The 16246-nt window shown below is 40.8% G+C and carries 14 protein-coding genes, 1 other RNA gene and 1 pseudogene; 13 read left to right on the top strand and 3 right to left on the bottom strand.

All coding sequences use genetic code 11. The annotated features are described in order from the left end of the window. The first annotated feature begins 520 nt into the window (after positions 1–520). Genes KZZ04_RS18250 through KZZ04_RS18240 form a run of 3 tightly spaced genes read left to right on the top strand, consistent with a single transcriptional unit; the run spans position 521 to position 6301 of the window. A complete protein-coding gene (locus tag KZZ04_RS18250) occupies positions 521–1936 on the top strand; it encodes an efflux transporter outer membrane subunit (RefSeq protein ID WP_219423656.1) in 1416 nt (471 codons plus the stop codon). Then, complete coding sequence (locus tag KZZ04_RS18245) at positions 1926–3221, top strand: efflux RND transporter periplasmic adaptor subunit (protein ID WP_219423654.1); 1296 nt, start codon at positions 1926–1928, stop codon at positions 3219–3221. The genes KZZ04_RS18250 and KZZ04_RS18245 overlap by 11 nt, the downstream gene beginning before the upstream one ends. Then, positions 3218–6301 carry an efflux RND transporter permease subunit gene (locus tag KZZ04_RS18240; RefSeq protein WP_219423652.1) on the top strand — a complete coding sequence of 1028 codons (3084 nt, stop codon included), beginning with the start codon at positions 3218–3220 and terminating at the stop codon, positions 6299–6301. Before KZZ04_RS18245 ends, KZZ04_RS18240 begins: the two co-directional genes overlap by 4 nt. 155 nt (positions 6302–6456) lie before the next feature. Here KZZ04_RS18240 and ssrS read toward each other — a convergent pair. Continuing rightward, a non-coding RNA gene (gene ssrS / locus KZZ04_RS18235) (6S RNA) lies at positions 6457–6639 on the bottom strand. 193 nt (positions 6640–6832) lie between these two features. On the opposite strand from ssrS, the gene KZZ04_RS18230 reads away from it, so the two are divergent. The 4 genes from KZZ04_RS18230 to KZZ04_RS18215 are packed head-to-tail and all read left to right on the top strand — an operon-like array spanning position 6833 to position 11118. After that, positions 6833–7396, top strand: a complete 564-nt coding sequence (locus KZZ04_RS18230) for a UPF0149 family protein (RefSeq protein WP_058405129.1) — start codon at positions 6833–6835, stop codon at positions 7394–7396. A gap of 34 nt (positions 7397–7430) precedes the next feature. Then, complete coding sequence (gene pepP, locus KZZ04_RS18225) at positions 7431–8753, top strand: Xaa-Pro aminopeptidase (RefSeq protein ID WP_219423650.1); 1323 nt, start codon at positions 7431–7433, stop codon at positions 8751–8753. Between the two features lie 14 nt (positions 8754–8767). Continuing rightward, positions 8768–9955, top strand: coding sequence for a 2-octaprenyl-6-methoxyphenyl hydroxylase (gene ubiH, locus KZZ04_RS18220; protein ID WP_219423649.1), 1188 nt, complete (start codon positions 8768–8770; stop codon positions 9953–9955). Continuing rightward, on the top strand, positions 9952–11118 hold the full coding sequence (locus tag KZZ04_RS18215) for an FAD-dependent monooxygenase (RefSeq protein WP_219423647.1): 1167 nt from the start codon (positions 9952–9954) through the stop codon (positions 11116–11118). Before ubiH ends, KZZ04_RS18215 begins: the two co-directional genes overlap by 4 nt. 91 nt (positions 11119–11209) lie before the next feature. Here KZZ04_RS18215 and KZZ04_RS18210 read toward each other — a convergent pair whose 3' ends face one another. Further along, on the bottom strand, positions 11210–12082 hold the full coding sequence (locus KZZ04_RS18210) for a hypothetical protein (RefSeq protein WP_219423645.1): 873 nt from the start codon (positions 12080–12082) through the stop codon (positions 11210–11212). A 261-nt stretch (positions 12083–12343) separates the two neighbouring features. After that, positions 12344–13543, bottom strand: a complete 1200-nt coding sequence (locus KZZ04_RS18205) for an alpha/beta hydrolase-fold protein (RefSeq protein WP_219423642.1) — start codon at positions 13541–13543, stop codon at positions 12344–12346. Positions 13544–13910: 367 nt separating this feature from the next. Here KZZ04_RS18205 and rpsF point away from each other — a divergent pair, with 367 nt between their 5' ends. The 6 genes and pseudogenes from rpsF to KZZ04_RS21315 all read left to right on the top strand — a co-directional run. Then, positions 13911–14252, top strand: a complete 342-nt coding sequence (gene rpsF / locus KZZ04_RS18200) for a 30S ribosomal protein S6 (RefSeq protein WP_006793724.1) — start codon at positions 13911–13913, stop codon at positions 14250–14252. Positions 14253–14296: 44 nt separating this feature from the next. Next, positions 14297–14614 carry a primosomal replication protein N gene (gene priB, locus KZZ04_RS18195; RefSeq protein ID WP_006793722.1) on the top strand — a complete coding sequence of 106 codons (318 nt, stop codon included), beginning with the start codon at positions 14297–14299 and terminating at the stop codon, positions 14612–14614. Between the two features lie 12 nt (positions 14615–14626). Further along, entirely contained in the window at positions 14627–14854 is a 228-nt protein-coding gene (rpsR, locus tag KZZ04_RS18190) for a 30S ribosomal protein S18 (protein WP_006793721.1), read from the top strand. Positions 14855–14889: 35 nt separating this feature from the next. Next, positions 14890–15342 (top strand): 50S ribosomal protein L9, encoded by a 453-nt coding sequence (gene rplI, locus KZZ04_RS18185; RefSeq protein ID WP_219423640.1) that lies wholly within the window; start codon positions 14890–14892, stop codon positions 15340–15342. A gap of 231 nt (positions 15343–15573) precedes the next feature. Next, the gene (locus KZZ04_RS18180; protein ID WP_219423638.1) at positions 15574–16122 is read left to right on the top strand and encodes an RNA polymerase sigma factor; all 549 of its coding nucleotides are present in this window, start codon (positions 15574–15576) and stop codon (positions 16120–16122) included. A 49-nt stretch (positions 16123–16171) separates the two neighbouring features. Beyond that, positions 16172–16246 (top strand): annotated as a pseudogene (locus tag KZZ04_RS21315) (sigma factor-like helix-turn-helix DNA-binding protein); the annotation flags it as partial.

The following is a 16246-nucleotide window of genomic DNA, read 5'->3' as shown; positions in this document are numbered from 1 at the left end:
AGTAATTTCAATGCACTGTAATCAGTAGTCTGTATAAGTTACCCAGTTCGACTCGGTTAGTCGGCACCATTCATTCAACAGTAATTTCAATGTACTTTAATCAGTAGTCTGTATAAGTTACCCGGTTCGACTCGGTTAGTCGGCACCATTCATTCAACAGTAATTTCAATGTACTGCAATCAGCAGTCTGCTTAAGTAACCTACTTATTCTGTAGTGTTGATCACTTATCTTTAAATTAAAAATTTGCCTATTACGTTTTGTTGTTTGTATTTTTGCAACTTTAAAACGCCTATAAAATTTTTAATAACTTTTATGGGCTGTTTGTTTGTAAGCTAAATATTGGAGTTTTTGATTAGTGTGTTTATTTGCACTGTTGCTGATCATTTAATCATTTTTGCCGTATAACTTAATTATTCGTTTACTCACCGCTAGCTATGTAATGTTATGTAAAGTAAGTTGAGCAAAATTAGTCAAGGTGCTTGAATTACATTCACAAATAGCAGTAATTCAGGTTAAATTATGATTTGGCAATGCAAGCCAACTTTATTGGCACTTAGTGTGATGCTGCTCAGTGGCTGTGCGAGTAACTTAAATCCTTCGCAGCGCGAACAAGCGCCGAACGCTCTTCCGCAGCAGTGGTCACAACAAGCAGCAAGTTCAGTTTTGAAAGTGGAAGATGAATGGTTAATGCAACTAAACACTCCGCTACTGACAAAATATGTTGAACAGGCGCTTAAAAACAACCAACAACTTTTACAAAATAGCTACGATGTTGCAATTACTAAGCAGCAACTTATAGCAACAGGGGCAGCGCTATGGCCAAGTTTGGATTTATCTACGCGTACTAGCCGTAGTAAAAATAACCGGCCTGTTAGTTATAACAATGCTAGCTCGGTAAGCTTAAACTTAAATTACGAGGTTGACTTGTGGGGCAAGCTGTCGGATTCAAAGCGTGAGGCTAACCTTTCTTATTTAGCGCAAAAATCGCGTTTTGAACAAGCAAAACAACAACTCGTTTCAGATGTTGTAAAAGGCTGGTTTGATGTTGTGTCTGCGCAGCAGTTACTCGATTTATATAAGCGCCGTGAAGAAAATGCTAAGCAAAACCTCGATATAATTGAGTCGGGTTATCGCCAAGGTATTAACGAGGCGCTTGATGTTTATTTAGCCCGCAATGAGCTTAATAACGAACGCTCACGCATTGCCACTCAAACAGCGAGTCTATCAAGTGCAGCAAGAGTGCTTGAGCGCTTATTAGGTGAGTACCCAAAAGGGGCCATTGCAGCAAGTACTGACTTACCGGTTATTGAGACCGAAATCCCAGTTGGAATTCCTTCAGAACTCATTACTCGAAAGCCCGCATTACTTGCCAGTTGGTACGAGTTATTAGCTACTGATGCGTCACTGGCTTATGCACATAAGCAGCGCTTTCCGAGCTTAAACTTAACGGCAAGCTTAAGTGATAGTACCGGCAGAGTGAGTGATTTGTTTTCCCCTGCAAGCCTTGCATGGTCTTTACTCGGAAGTATCTCGGCACCTATTTTTGAGGGCGGTCGTTTACAAGCCAATGAAGAAATTGCGCGCCTGAATACACAAAAGCAAGAACAGCAATATTTACAAACCTTGTACGATGCATTTGCTGATGTAGAAAATGCAATATCGCAGCAGCAGTCTTTAAAAGCGCAGTACACCAGCACCCTTGAAGCACAAAAAAATGCACTTGCTGCCGAGCAGTTATCGTTTGAGCAATATCAAAGTGGCTTAGTAACTTATACCACGGTACTTGATGCACAAGGTCGCTCATTTGATGCGCAAAGTTCATTAATACAAATTAAAAATCAATTAATCGCAAATAGAATCAACCTACATGTTGCCCTTGGTGGTGATTTTGAAAAACCGTCAGGCGACTTAAAGAGCAATAACGATGAAAACTAAAACAGCTAAAATTATTATTCCAGCCGCGGTTGTTGTTGCCGCTCTTTTAATTGTGTTTTTTATTAAGAGTAATCCGCCAGAGGCGAGACGTTTTGGCTCAGCACCAAAAGCAGCAATTAGTGTGTCTGTACTTGAGCTTGTGCCTCAAAGCTATCAAGTAATGATAGACAGCTACGGTACGGTAAAACCAAGAACTCAAAGCTTACTTGTTGCTCAAGCATCTGGGCAAATAACTGAGGTGAGTGATGAGTTTAGAGAAGGTGGCTTTTTTGAAAAAGGCGACGTGTTATTAAAACTAGATGATAGAGATCATCAGGCAGAGGTTAAATCTGCGCAAGCTAACTTGCTCACAGCAGAGCAAAGCTTACTGGAAGAAAAAGCTCGCGGGCAACAAGCACTGACTGATTGGAAGCGTCTTGGTGGTTCAAGCCAAGCCAGCAGCCTGGTATTACGTGAGCCGCAATTAGCAGCGGCGCAAGCACAAGTGCTATCGGCTCAGGCTAGCCTTGAAAAAGCAGAGCTTGATTTAGAGCGTACAAAGGTTACTGCGCCTTATGCTGGGCGCATACTGAGTCGCAGTGTCGATTTAGGTCAAGTAGTGAGTAACAATACCCAACTTGCCACTATTTACGCTATTGATAGTGTTGAAATTCGCTTACCAATAAAAAATAAAGACCTTTCGTTTGTTAACCTGCCAGAGCAATACCGTGATGGTGCTAAAAACCAAGCGGGTTCGTTAGTTAAATTTAGTTCTGATTTAGTGGGTGAGCAAACATGGCAGGGTCAACTGGCACGTACCGAGGGCGCAATTGACGAAAACGCGCAGCAACTATACGTGGTGGCAAAAATAGACGACCCATATAAATCGACCGCTAGTAATCAGTATCCCATTAAAATAGGGCAATACATAAAAGCGCAAATAGCGGGTAAAACGGTGCAAAATGCGTTGATCATTCCTAACAGTACAATTTATCAAGGCACCTATGTTTATGTAGTTGAAGGTGACGTATTAAAGCGTAAAGACGTTACTTTTGCATGGCAAAACGCCAACCAAGCAATGATCAAAACCGGTTTAAAAGCGAATGATAAATTAGTTGTTACGCCGCTAGGGCAAGTAAGTTCAGGCACTAAAGTGAGTATTTTAGGTGCGCAGCCAAAAGAAAAAGCATCTAAAAGTAAGCGTCCGACTCGTGAGCAGCTAGAGCAAAAAGCAAAAGAGCTTGGTATAAGTGTTGAAGAGTTAATAAAAAAACGTCGCGCGGCCAAGCAAGGAGATAAAGCATGATTGCTTGGTTTACCAAAAACCATGTTGCTGCCAACTTATTGTTAGTAACTTTGTTGTTGTCGGGACTATTTAGTCTATCTAGTAAAATACCACTGGAAGTATTTCCGTCGTTTGAAACCGATATGATAAGCGTAGGTGTTAGCCTGCGTGGTGCAACCCCTGAAGATGTAGAGCAGGGCGTGACTATTCGTATAGAAGAAGCGGTGCAAGACTTAGAGGGTATTAAACAAATATTTAGCCGCTCGTCAGAGGGATCAGGCTCTGTAACGATTGAGGTTGAAAGCGGTTACGATCCTCGTGAGTTATTAGCTGATATTAAAAGCCGAGTAGATGCAATTAATACGTTTCCTGGTGATGCAGAAAAACCGATTGTTGCGCTGGCTGAGCGTAAAAGAGAAGTAATAGCTGTTACCGTATCAAGCGATTACGGCGAAAAAGAAACACGTGAATATGCCGAAAAAGTACGAGATCAAATACTTCGCTTACCTAACGTAACACAGGTAGAGCTAAGTGGTGTACGAGACTACGAGTTAGCCATTGAAGTTAGCCAAGACACACTTCGCCAGTACAACCTAAGCCTTGCGCAAATATCGAGTGCTATTGCTAATTCAAGTTCTGATATTTCTGCTGGTAACTTAAAAACAGAAGGCGGCGATGTACTAATTAGCTCAAAAGGGCAGGCTTATCGTAAAGACGAATTTGCTAGCATAGTCGTAAAAAACCAAGCCGACGGAACAATTATTCGCTTAGGTGATATTGCTACAATTAAAGACGATTTTGAAGAAACGCCAGTACGCACCCGTTTTAATGGTAAGCAAGCGGCGTTTATAGACGTTTACCGAATTGGCCCGCAAAGTGCGATAACCGTGGCTGACGATGTTAAAAATTATATTCAAGAGCAACAAGCCACGCTACCACAAGGTTTTAAACTAAGTTATTGGGACGACGACTCAGAATTAGTTAAAAGCCGTATTGCCACTTTAACCAGTAATGCTTTACAAGGGGGTATTTTAGTACTGGCACTGCTCACGCTATTTTTACGCCCAGCAATTGCATTTTGGGTGTTTATTGGTATTCCTGTATCGTTTATGGGTGCATTTATTGCGATGCCAATTTTTGGTGTAACGTTAAATATAATGAGCCTATTCGGCTTTATTTTAGTACTTGGTATTGTGGTTGATGACGCCATAGTAACCGGCGAAAACGTGTATACCCATTTTAAAACGGCTAAATCGGGTGAGCAAGCTGCTATATTAGGTACTCAAGAAGTGGCTACTCCCGTAACCTTTGGTGTACTGACGACCGTTGCTGCCTTTTTACCTTTAGCATTTATTGAAGGGGCGCGGGGCGCCTTATTTGCACAAATTCCGGTAGTGGTTATTCCGGTGTTACTGTTTTCGCTAATTGAATCTAAATTTGTATTACCAGCACATTTAAAATACATAAAATTACGCCACCAAAAAGGTGAACCATCAAAGCTTGAAGCGATTCAGCAACGCTTTGCAGATGGCTTTGAAAGTGCAATTTTAAAATATTACCAACCTATATTAAACACTGCTTTACGCCATAAACTAGCAACGGTCAGTTTATTTGTTGGAGTATTTTTTATTATTTTAACCATGATCACCAGTGGTTGGACTAAGTTTATCTTTTTCCCACGAATTCCGAGCGAAACTGTACGAGTTAATCTAACACTGCCAACAGGTACACCGTTTGAAGTAACTAATAAATACGTGATTGATATGTCTGAAAAGGCGCAGCAATTACAAGACAAATATCGCGACCCTGATACAGGCGAAAGCGTTATTTTAAATATACTAGCGACTACTGGCGGACGTGGCGGTGTGTCAAACTCTGGCGCGGTACGCTTTGAGATTACACCTGCAGAAAAGCGTGAGTCAGATATAGGTTCGCGGGAGCTTGCTAGTGAATGGCGCGATTTAATTGGTGTGATTCCTGGTGCTGAAAGCCTAACATTTAGAGCTGAAATTGGCCGAAGCTCAGACCCAATAGACGTTCAACTAAGTGGTACTTCACTAACAATATTACAAGATGTTGCTGATAACATTAAAAACCGTTTAGCAACGTATCCTACGGTGTTTGATATTGCCGATAGTATGTCTGATGGTAAAGAAGAGTTGCGTATAGAGCTTACACAACAAGGTTTAGCGCTTGGTTTAAACCGTGTAAATGTAGCAGGACAAGTGCGTAATTCGTTTTTTGGCTCGCAGGTTCAGCGAATTCAGCGTGGACGAGACGACGTGCGTGTAATGGTGCGCTTGCCTATCGATGAGCGCCGCTCGATAGCTGATTTACAAAATATACTAATTAACACCCCCGATGGCGGCTCTGTGCCATTGTCGCACGTGGCAACACTTACGGCAGGGCAAAGCCCATCGACCATAAACCGTATTGATCGTTACCGCACACTAAACGTGACGGCTGATATAGAAAAAAACAACACCAACATGACGGTGCTTCAAGCCGACCTAGCACAATACCTAGACGAACTAATGCAACAATATCCGGGTGTTGACTATAAACTTGAAGGTGAAGCCAAAGAGCAAAGAGAGTCGTTTGGGTCATTGGCTTGGGCGTTAGTGTTTGTATTTTTCATTATTTATGCACTATTAGCTATTCCGTTTAAGTCATACCTGCAACCAATTATTGTTATGAGCGTTATTCCATTTGGCATGATTGGCGCTGTAGTCGGGCATTGGATAATGGGTATGGATTTAACCATTATGAGCTTACTAGGTATGCTTGCGTTAATAGGCGTGGTAGTGAATGATTCGCTTGTATTGGTCGATTTCATCAATAAAAAACGCAGCGAAGGTGGCGATTTAATAGAGGCAGTTAAACTCGCTGGCGCATCGCGCTTTCGACCGGTTATGCTCACCAGTTTAACCACTTTTATTGGTTTAATGCCATTGCTGTTTGAAAAGGCAACCCAGGCGCAGTTTTTAATACCTATGGCGGTAAGTTTAGGGTTTGGGATTATTTTTGCGACCTTTATTACTTTATTGCTAGTCCCAGTCAATTACATGTTGATGGAACGTTTTCAGGGCTGGTTTAAATAATATTAAAACGGGTTAATACAAAAGCTGTAGGTATTCAATTGCCTGCAGCTTTTTTGTTTTTAGCTGTACAAAATTGAGAGTTTTTTTCGTTAGATAGATAAGCGTAGATAGATGAAGAAGTTTGTATGTTCGTGAGAGAACGCAGTTAGATAATGATGTTCCCCAAGATACGGTACTCGGTTTCAGTCCTGAAACCAGAAGGTTTCAGGGCGGGAATCTGCGGTTTACCGTAGGCTTCTCGGTACATGCCAAGCTTGCACAATAGTAGACGAACAGAAACCCTGGTATAAAATTTATCGGCTCAGGGACTTAACCCAGCTCCAGTATCCCAGGGAACAAATTAAGTATATAAGACATAGTCCAATCCTTAAACCCAAAACGTAAAAAATTAAGTTGTTCGCTTAGTTTTTCTGCATCTTTAACTCACTGTTTACTTTATTGCGTGGTTTTTGAGCTTGATCATACAATTAATTGGAGTTGCTTTTTATCGAGTGGTAGCATTGCTTTAACTAGCAAAGCGAAGACTTGATTATGAACGATTTACCAGATTACGAAAAAGCCCAACTACTTTTAGAAAAAAACGAAATATTTGTCTCTCCTGCCGAAGCGCATGGCGTTATTAGTGGTTTATTAGCATGCGGTCTAAGCATTGATGACAAAGAGTACCTAGGCCTTTTAAGCGATGTATTTAACGATGGTGAATCGTTCGGTAACGGTTTAAAAACGTTTTTTGGCACTATTTATAAGCAAGTTGTTGCAAGCTTTAATGATGAAGAATTTCAGTTTGATTTATTTTTACCAAGTGATGACGAAACACTCATCGATCAGGCTAATGGCCTCGTATCATGGGTATCGGGATTTATGCTTGGTTTTGGTTTAAAGCAAAAAGACTACGGTAAGCTGTCGGCCGACGTGAAAGAAGTTATTAGCGACTTTAGCGAAATAACACGCCTAGATACGACTTTCGAAGAAACTGAAGAAGATGCTAACGCACTGCACGAAGTGATTGAATATGTACGTGTATCGGCACTACTTTGTTTTGCCGAGCTGGGTAAAGAGCAAAGCAGCCAAAATGATAAAAAAACGCTTCACTAAACTTAATTAAAAAAGTACTACGGGTTAGCTAATAATGGTTGAAATACAAAAGTCAGAGTTTAAAGCACGCAGAGAGCGCCTACTTGCACAAATGGATGATAACAGCATTGCGCTGATCCCGGCTGCTAGTGAAGTAACGCGAAGCCGTGATACTGAATATGCTTTCAGACAAGACAGCGACTTTTTTTATTTAACCGGTTTTAACGAGCCCGATGCTGTACTCGTGCTTTGTAATAACAGCGATACACCCAGTACCCTTTTTTGTCTTGATAAAGACAAATTAGCTGAAATTTGGCATGGCCGCCGTGTTGGTTTTGATAAAGCTAAAAGCGACTATTTATTTGACGAAGCCTACCCATTAAGTGATTTAGAAGAGCAGCTGCTTGAACTGCTAAATGCTAAAAATGCGATTTATTTTGCACAAGGCGCTTATGCTTCATTTGATAGTAAAGTGTTTTCGTTATTAGGCACTTTGCGAAGTGGTACTCGAAAAGGCCTTAAAGCACCCAGTACGTTAAAAGAAATACGCGGCCTTATTCATGAAATGCGTTTGTTTAAATCGCCGGGCGAAATAGAGGTAATGCGAGAAGCCTGTCAGATTAGCGCCCGTGGACACATGCGTGCTATGCGCTTTTCACATGCAGGGGCAACTGAATTTCAATTAGAAGCAGAGCTTCATCATCATTACGCAATGAACGGTGCGCCCCATCCAGCTTACGGCACAATAGTAGGAAGCGGTGATAACGCTAATATTTTGCACTACACGCAAAATAGCGATGTGCTTAAAAATGGCGACCTAGTATTAATTGACTCAGGTTGTGAGCTGCAAGGCTATGCCGCCGATATTACGCGTACTTTTCCCGTAAATGGCAAGTTTAACGAACAGCAAGCCGCGCTTTATAACATTGTACTTAAAGCACAAGAAGTGGCTTTTGAAGAAATTAAACCCGGCGGGTTTATGTCGCATGCCAATAAATTAGCAATGGAAGTATTAACCCAAGGTTTGCTTGATTTAGGTATTTTAACCGGCGACTTTGATGAACTAATGGCGCAGCAGGCATGTAAAGACTATTACATGCATGGCCTTGGGCATTGGCTGGGGTTAGATGTGCACGACGTAGGCGACTATAAAATAAATAACGTTGAGCGATCATTTGAACCCGGGATGGTCTTAACTATAGAGCCTGGGCTTTACATTAGCGAAGACTCAAACGCGCCACAAAAATACAAAGGTATTGGTATTCGTATAGAAGATAACTTACTCGTTACCGAGTCGGGCTTCGACAACTTAACCATTAACGTGCCTAAAACAATCAGTGAAATAGAAGCGCTAATGCAAAGCGCTAAAAACGCATAAGCTTGGAGAGTAAAGTGGCTAAGCAGTTTGATGTTGTAGTAATTGGTGGTGGGTTAGTCGGCGCGAGTTGTGCACTGAGTATAAGTAAAAAAAATCCCAGCTTAAATATTGCAGTGATTGAAGCAAATCAAGTAACCACCGATTATCACCCAAGCTTTGATGACAGAAGCATCGCACTTGCCCAGCAATCGGTAGAGTATTTACAAAGCCTCAATTTATTTGAAATAAATGCTCCCTATGCAGCGGCCATAAAAAAAGTGAGTGTGTCAGACAAAGGGCATTTTGGTAAAACCCATATACAGTGTGATGAATTTGCTAAACCCTCTTTAGGGTATGTTGTTGAGGTTAATCCGTTTGGGCGCGCGCTTTATCAGCGATTAGTGCAATCAAACATGAGTTTATTTTGCCCCGATAGCGTAACCGATATAAAACAAACGCTGCATAGCAACGCACTTACTTTGCAAAGTGGCGAACAACTTAACGCTAAGCTAATTATTGTAGCCGATGGCGCGCAATCTCCGACACGCCAACTAATGGGCCTTAATTTTAATACCCAGCCTTATGAGCAAGGCGCTATTATCGCCAATATAGAAGTAGCTGCAGGACATAATAACCATGCCTTTGAGCGCTTTACCCAGCATGGCCCAATGGCACTATTACCAATGAGTAACAACCGTTATTCATTAGTATGGTGTATGAAAAAAAGCCAAACCGATTCGTATATGGCTTTAAATGAAATCGAGTTTTTAAGTGCATTACAATCAGCCTTTGGTTACCGCGCAGGGCAATTTGTTAAAGTAGGCATGCGCGCAAGCTACCCGCTGGTTTATGGGCAAGCCGAATCGCTAATAGCTCATCGAACGGTGGTTATTGGTAATGCCGCCCATGCTATTCATCCTATTGCGGGGCAAGGCTTTAATTTAGGCCTGCGTGATGTACAAGTACTGAGTGACTTAATTGCCAATAGCCCTAATGAGTTAGGGAGCTATGCGTTTACACGCGAGTACGAACAGTTGCGCCGCCAAGATATAAATACGGTGATGACCTTAACTGATGCATTAGTGAGGTTATTTTCAAATTCATCTCGAGTATTAGCGCTAGGTCGTAGTATTGGCTTGTTTTCGATGGATTTATTTCCCGCATTAAAAGCCCCATTAGCAAAACAGCTAATGGGGCAAGTTAAACAAGGTTCACGTTTATGAAGCAAACACAGGTTTGTATTGTTGGTGGTGGTTGCGTAGGGCTAACGTTAGCTTTGGGCTTAGCTAAGGCTAATATTAGTGTAGTGGTACTCGATGCGGCATCAACACAAGCCCCTCCAAATAATGAATACGGTTTACGCGTAAGCGCATTGAGTATTGCAAGCCAAACATTATTAGAGCAGCTAAACGTATGGCCACATATAGTAGCAGAGCGAGCGTGTGCCTATACGCGTATGGATGTTCGTGATGCCGACAGCTTTGGTAAAATAACCTTTAATAACGAACAACTTGAGCTCGACCATTTAGGCCATATAGTTGAAAACGATATTATTCGCTTTGCACTTATAAAAGCGCTTGAGCAGCAAAGTAGTGCAACGCTAATGTTTGATACCGAATATCAGCAAATACACCAGGGTGAATCAGACGTATTTATAACCCTTAAAAGCGGCGAGCCTATTATTGCAAAGCTACTGGTGGCGGCTGATGGCGCAAATTCAGCCATTCGTAAACAATTTAATATGGCGCTCAGCTTTAAAGATTACGATCACCATGCATTGGTTGCTACAGTAAAAACTAAAGAGTCACACGGAAATACTGCCCGCCAAGTGTTTTTACCAACCGGGCCGCTAGCGTTTTTACCACTGAGCGATGAGCATACCCATTCAATTGTGTGGTCTACTAGCCCTAACCACTGTGATGAATTGCTAGCAATGGACGACACCGCCTTTAATAAAGCGGTAATGGCCGCCATAGATAGCCAATGCGGTTTATGTGAAGTGCAAAGTAAGCGCGTAGCCTTTCCACTTAAAATGCGTTACGCCCAACAATGGGTTAATGGCAAGGTGGTGTTAATGGGTGATGCAGCACATACCATTCACCCACTGGCAGGGCTGGGTATGAACCTAGGCCTAAAAGACGCCGCTTACTTAATTGAGCTGTTAAGCAACGAAACTAAAGAGTTTGCAAGCACCCGAACCCTTCGCGATTACGAGCGTACCCGCAAGCTCGATGCACAAAAACACATAGCCATGATGCAAGGGCTAAAAGAGTTATTTGAAGGCGCAAACCCAGTTAAAAAACTAATACGTGGAGTCGGCCTGTCACTCGTTGATAACCTAGGTCCAATAAAACACTTATTCGCCAAAGAGGCGATAGGAAAGTGATAAAGGCAAGCGGTCAGTTTTTAGCTATCAGCTTTCAGTTAAAACCGATGTTTATTTTAAGCATCGGTTTAAATAGTACAAAGGAACGTTCTTAACTTTTTAGATTATGTTCCACTAGCGCTTGTAATACTGTTTCTAGCAATAAATCTCTCTGAGCATATATAGCTGTCCACTGAGCTTCTTTCCATGTGTTTTCTAACTTTAAATATGAGCCATGGGCAAGAATATTTCTAAGTTCTTCAACTTTCTTTGCTCCTATCACTTCATTTTGTTCAATAATTTTTTTCCTTATGGATACTACACGAGGATCTCTTTTCTTTGCACCTGGAAACCTATCAATTCTGAGCATGTTTGATAAGGATTGATCTAATACGCTATCACCTATGTTTGTATTCCAAAAGCCTTCTATAAATGCCCATAAGCATAAAGCCTCTATAAAGACGTCTCCAATTTCAGCTATTTTGAATATTTCTTCAAAGTAGGGATATCTATAATCAGGCTTAGCATTGAAATTAGAGAGTAGCTCAGTGAATTTATCTAACTCTCGATTATCAAGTACCGCTTGGCTCGCTCTCAAGGGGCTAGGGATATTATTCCAGATAGGGTTTATAATTACTGCTTTTTCAATATAGGTACCTGCTTTTGAAATTATTACAGGTGGCGGAAAAGTTAGCCTTAAGCAAAGAGTAATTAATTCAACTATATATTGTGAGTTTTCATTTGAATATGAGTTTTTTATAACTAAGTAACTACAACTCATTGGGGGTGGGTTACCTGAAGAGATCCAATCACCTGGTTTAAATATTTTATCTGTAATCCAACTTCCAATAGGGTTTGCTATTTGCTGGGCATCTTCAAAGTTAGTAAAGCAAAGCTCTATTTGTTCGTTGTTCAGTTCAATAAATCGAGTTAAAGCAAATTCTATTTTTTGACAGTTGTATATCATCCATATTGATGTTCGCATATAAATACCTCCTTATTAAAAAATTTAAGGCGCTTAGTAGTCTCAGGTAAATCCTTTAAAATCACTGCGCGAACTTGGGTTAAGTAATTGATTGTATTTTTTTAGTTTAGATCTGAAGTAATTAAAATCGACGTTTTTCAGGCCCTGCGTCTTCATGCAAAGTTTAACACAGAGCTTAATTTCACCTTAGGCGTGTCGCTTACTGACGTGACGAGCGCATAATTACTATCGTTAGTTAAAAAGCGCTTTGCGTTAAATCAGTTACAAATTGGCTTGTGCTTCATTCACCATATCTTGTAGTGCATCAATTAACAGTGGGTCACGCGAGTTTTGTTTAGCAAGCTTTAGTGCATGTTTCATGCTAGTAACGGCTTCTTTAAACTGCTTATTTGCAGTATAGCCTTGCGATAACCTCATGTGGGAGTAAGCCGCATTAGGGTAATCGCGAGTAAAGTGTTTAAGGGTAGTTATCGCTTTTTTTGTGTTGCCAAATTTTTGCTGGCTATGGGCAAACTCTACGTACACATCTTGTGGAATTTTAAGCTCAAATCCGTACTTATCACTCAGTGCTTGGTAGTAACCTGTAATAAGCGATACATCAGCGAATTTTCCGTGCTCGTCAGTTACTTTAAATATCAGGTCGCTAAATAAGTGAATGAGGCTATCGCTAAGGGCTGGAAGTATAGTGCCCATATGACTAAAAGTAGGGTAATGCTTATATTCCCATTTAAGCTGTGTGGGCATTTGTTGTTCTAAATTGACTAACGTATTTAATGCGCCTGTATAAAAACGGGCGCCTTCACTTGCAACACTAATAAATAAGGTTTGTTCGCCTTTAGGCTGTTTAGTGTATTTGATAATGTTATTTTTTAACTCTTCATCACTCCACCAACTGTTTGGGCTTATAGCGATGTAGTTGTTAAATAATTTAGGCTGATTAACTAAAGTATAAAGCGCTAATGTACCTGCATTAGAGTGACCAATTAAAGTGCTGTAGCCGTTAGTTGAGTAATTACTGTTTATGTAGGGCATGAGTTCGTCAGACACAAACTTTAAAAAGTTGTCGGTTTGCCCAGCCTCCGGCCATTTATTTTTAACAAAGGTTTGAAACTCAGTTTTAGGCTCACCTTCTACTTTAGGTAAGTAATCACGAACGCGGTTAGTTGTATCAATAGCAACAAGCATGGCATTAGGTATTTGCTCGTAATCAACAAGGGATTTTATAACGCCAGACGCCGTATGAAAGTGCTCAACACCATCAAGTAAATAAATAACATAAAGCGGTTGGTCGTCTTTTACAGTGTCAGGTATAAAAATTCTGATAGGTCTATCTTCGTTAAGTATTTTTGATTGTAGAACAACTTTTTCACCAACGGTTATATCGGTTGTAGCGGTGTTTGAATAGCTAAAAAAAGAGGTGCTAAAAGTAAGTATCAAGGCAAGTGGTAATAAGAGCTTCATAAATATCCTTATTTAATAATGTGTTGCTTAATAATTGCACGGCTTTAGATTTGAGTAAATGTTTATGTTTTAGATGAAAGCGTAAAGTTTAAGTTATTAAAGCTGCGTTTTCATGCGAGTAAGCTCGGCGTCTACTAACAAACCCCAAAACACTTAGCTTTATTGCAGCAGTTGATATAAAGCGGGCGGATAGTAATGCCATGTTAGTGGCTTTAACACTTATCTATTAAAGCTTAAAAAACCTGCTTGCTTAATTATCCTACTAAGCGTAAAATGCGCGCTCATTTCGGCTTTTAAACTATTAATTCCTTGCCTTAAACCGACCGGCCGAAACGGTAGAAGGCTCTATTAACCGTAAGGAATATCCATGCGTCATTACGAAATCGTATTCATGGTTCACCCAGATCAGAGTGAGCAAGTTGCTGGTATGATCGAACGTTATACTGGTTCTATCACTGAAGCGGGTGGTTCAATCCACCGTCTTGAAGATTGGGGCCGTCGTCAATTGGCTTACCCAATTAACAAGCTTCATAAAGCTCATTATGTTCTTATGAACGTTGAAGCACCTACTGAAGTAATCAGCGAGCTAGAAACTACTTTCCGCTACAACGATGCAGTGCTTCGTAACTTAGTTATCCGCACTAAATCTGCAGTAACTGAAGCGTCTCCTCTTGCAAGAGAAGAGAAGAAAGAAGCACCAGCTGCTTAATTGTTTTGAGTCCAAGCATGGCGTTTAACTGGCGGTAAATATAAATGGTTAGCCCTTTTATGAATCAGCTGGTTTTATCTGGGGTAGTTTGTAAAACACCCAAGTTAAGCCAAAGCCCTGCTGGCATCCCGCATTGCATTTTTGTTTTAGAACATAAATCGATGCAAACCGAAGCAGACCTTAACCGTAATAGTTATGTAAAGCTTCAGGTTGTTGCCAGTGGAAAGCAAATGCAACAACAGACTCAACATTTGCACGTTGGGCAGGCATTGCAAGTGAGTGGTTTTTTAAATCGCCACGAAGGTCGTAACGGCCTTAGCCAATTGGTTTTGCATGCTCAGCATATAGAAAGAATTATTTGAGGAATTAATCTCATGGCACGTTATTTCAGACGTCGTAAGTTCTGCCGCTTTAAAGCGGAAGGCGTACAACAAATCGATTACAAAGATCTAGCTACTCTTAGAAACTATGTTACAGAAAGTGGCAAAATCGTACCTAGCCGTATTACAGGTACTAGCGCTAAATTCCAGCGCCAGCTAGCAACTGCTATTAAGCGTGCTCGCTACTTAGCCCTTCTTCCATACACTGACTTACATAAGTAAGCAGCGGATTAACAGTTTTTAAAAGGTGTAGAAACATGCAAGTTATTCTACTAGATAAGATCGCTAACCTAGGTAGCCTAGGTGAACAGGTTGTAGTTAAATCTGGTTTCGCACGTAACTTCCTTTTCCCTCAAGGTAAGGCAGTTCCTGCGACTAAAGCTAACATTGAAACGTTTGACGCTCGTCGCGCAGAACTTGAAGCGAAAATCGCTGACCAGTTAGTTGCTGCACAAGCACGCGCTGAAAAACTAGAAGCATTAGCAGAAGTTACTTTAGTATCTAAAGCTGGTGACGAAGGTAAGTTATTCGGTTCAATCGGTACTCGTGACATCGCTGACGCTATCTCAGTTGTTGGTGTTGAAGTTGCTAAGTCAGAAGTTCGTTTGCCTCTAGGTACTATCCGTGAGACTGGTGAATTTGACGTATCAATTTCTGTTCACACAGACGTAACGGCTACTATCAAAGTAATCGTAATCGCTGAAGCTTAATTTTAAATTAAGCGACAAAAGCCGTGCTTTAGCACGGCTTTTTTGTGCCTAAAATTCAGTGTTTTAATTATTAATGTAATAAAGCCTCCTAATACTCTTCTTATTTAGAATTTAAAACTATTTAAATTTATTTTCATTTCATTCAAACCTTTTACCGCTGTTATTGCGTCTAACTTATCAATACACTTGAAATGGTACCTATACCATAATAATTAAAAGGTGATATCACGGATGTTACACGTTAAACCCGAGCAGCCCGCTGAGTGCGAAAATGCATTGATTGAGCGCGTAAAGTCGGGTGATCAAAGTGCATACACACTGCTTTATCAGTTACATATTAAACGCGTTTACGGTTTATGTTTACGCTTATTAGCGGACCAGTCGCACGCTGAAGATGCCGCGCAAGAAGTGTTTGTTCAGGTGTGGCACAAAATCGCGATGTTTGATGGTCGTTCGCAGTTTTCTACTTGGTTACACAGTGTGGCGAGTAATATTGCGATTAACTATTTACGTAAACAAAAAAATTGGGTGCAAAAAGTCGTTAGCATTGAACAAAATGGCATGGATGAGCAATCGGCTAAAGACTGTAAAGGCTTAAACGGCTTAGATAAGTTAATTGTTAGGTTGCCTGAGCGCGCACGCATGGTGTTTGTGTTGTTTGCAGTGGAAGGCTATCGACATGAAGAAATAGCAGATCAGTTGGGTATTGCCGTTGGGTCAAGCAAATCGCAATATCATCGAGCAAGGCAGTTATTACAAGAGTGGTATGAAAATGAATAAACCAAACTTTGACGACTTTTTAGATAAATCATTAAACACGCTTGATAAAGAAATAGCAGATCAGTTGGGTATTGCCGTTGGGTCAAGCAAATCGCAATATCATCGAGCAAGGCAGTTATTACAA

Origin of the sequence: Pseudoalteromonas sp. CR1 (genome assembly GCF_019392235.1) — a bacterium.
In the GTDB taxonomy this organism is placed as follows: Bacteria; Pseudomonadota; Gammaproteobacteria; order Enterobacterales; family Alteromonadaceae; genus Pseudoalteromonas.
The sequence above is the reverse complement of the archived record's forward strand: the minus strand, read 5'-3'. Positions and strand labels throughout refer to the sequence as shown.

Bases quoted from the DNA above. Each gene is read 5' to 3' on its own strand.
- KZZ04_RS18250 (WP_219423656.1), top strand. From the start codon at position 521: ATGATTTGGCAATGCAAGCCAACTTTATTGGCACTTAGTGTGATGCTG.
- KZZ04_RS18245 (WP_219423654.1), top strand. From the start codon at position 1,926: ATGAAAACTAAAACAGCTAAAATTATTATTCCAGCCGCGGTTGTTGTT.
- KZZ04_RS18240 (WP_219423652.1), top strand. From the start codon at position 3,218: ATGATTGCTTGGTTTACCAAAAACCATGTTGCTGCCAACTTATTGTTA.
- KZZ04_RS18230 (WP_058405129.1), top strand. From the start codon at position 6,833: ATGAACGATTTACCAGATTACGAAAAAGCCCAACTACTTTTAGAAAAA.
- pepP (WP_219423650.1), top strand. From the start codon at position 7,431: ATGGTTGAAATACAAAAGTCAGAGTTTAAAGCACGCAGAGAGCGCCTA.
- KZZ04_RS18215 (WP_219423647.1), top strand. From the start codon at position 9,952: ATGAAGCAAACACAGGTTTGTATTGTTGGTGGTGGTTGCGTAGGGCTA.
- KZZ04_RS18210 (WP_219423645.1), bottom strand. From the start codon at position 12,082: ATGCGAACATCAATATGGATGATATACAACTGTCAAAAAATAGAATTT.
- KZZ04_RS18205 (WP_219423642.1), bottom strand. From the start codon at position 13,543: ATGAAGCTCTTATTACCACTTGCCTTGATACTTACTTTTAGCACCTCT.
- rpsF (WP_006793724.1), top strand. From the start codon at position 13,911: ATGCGTCATTACGAAATCGTATTCATGGTTCACCCAGATCAGAGTGAG.
- priB (WP_006793722.1), top strand. From the start codon at position 14,297: ATGGTTAGCCCTTTTATGAATCAGCTGGTTTTATCTGGGGTAGTTTGT.
- rpsR (WP_006793721.1), top strand. From the start codon at position 14,627: ATGGCACGTTATTTCAGACGTCGTAAGTTCTGCCGCTTTAAAGCGGAA.
- rplI (WP_219423640.1), top strand. From the start codon at position 14,890: ATGCAAGTTATTCTACTAGATAAGATCGCTAACCTAGGTAGCCTAGGT.
- KZZ04_RS18180 (WP_219423638.1), top strand. From the start codon at position 15,574: ATGTTACACGTTAAACCCGAGCAGCCCGCTGAGTGCGAAAATGCATTG.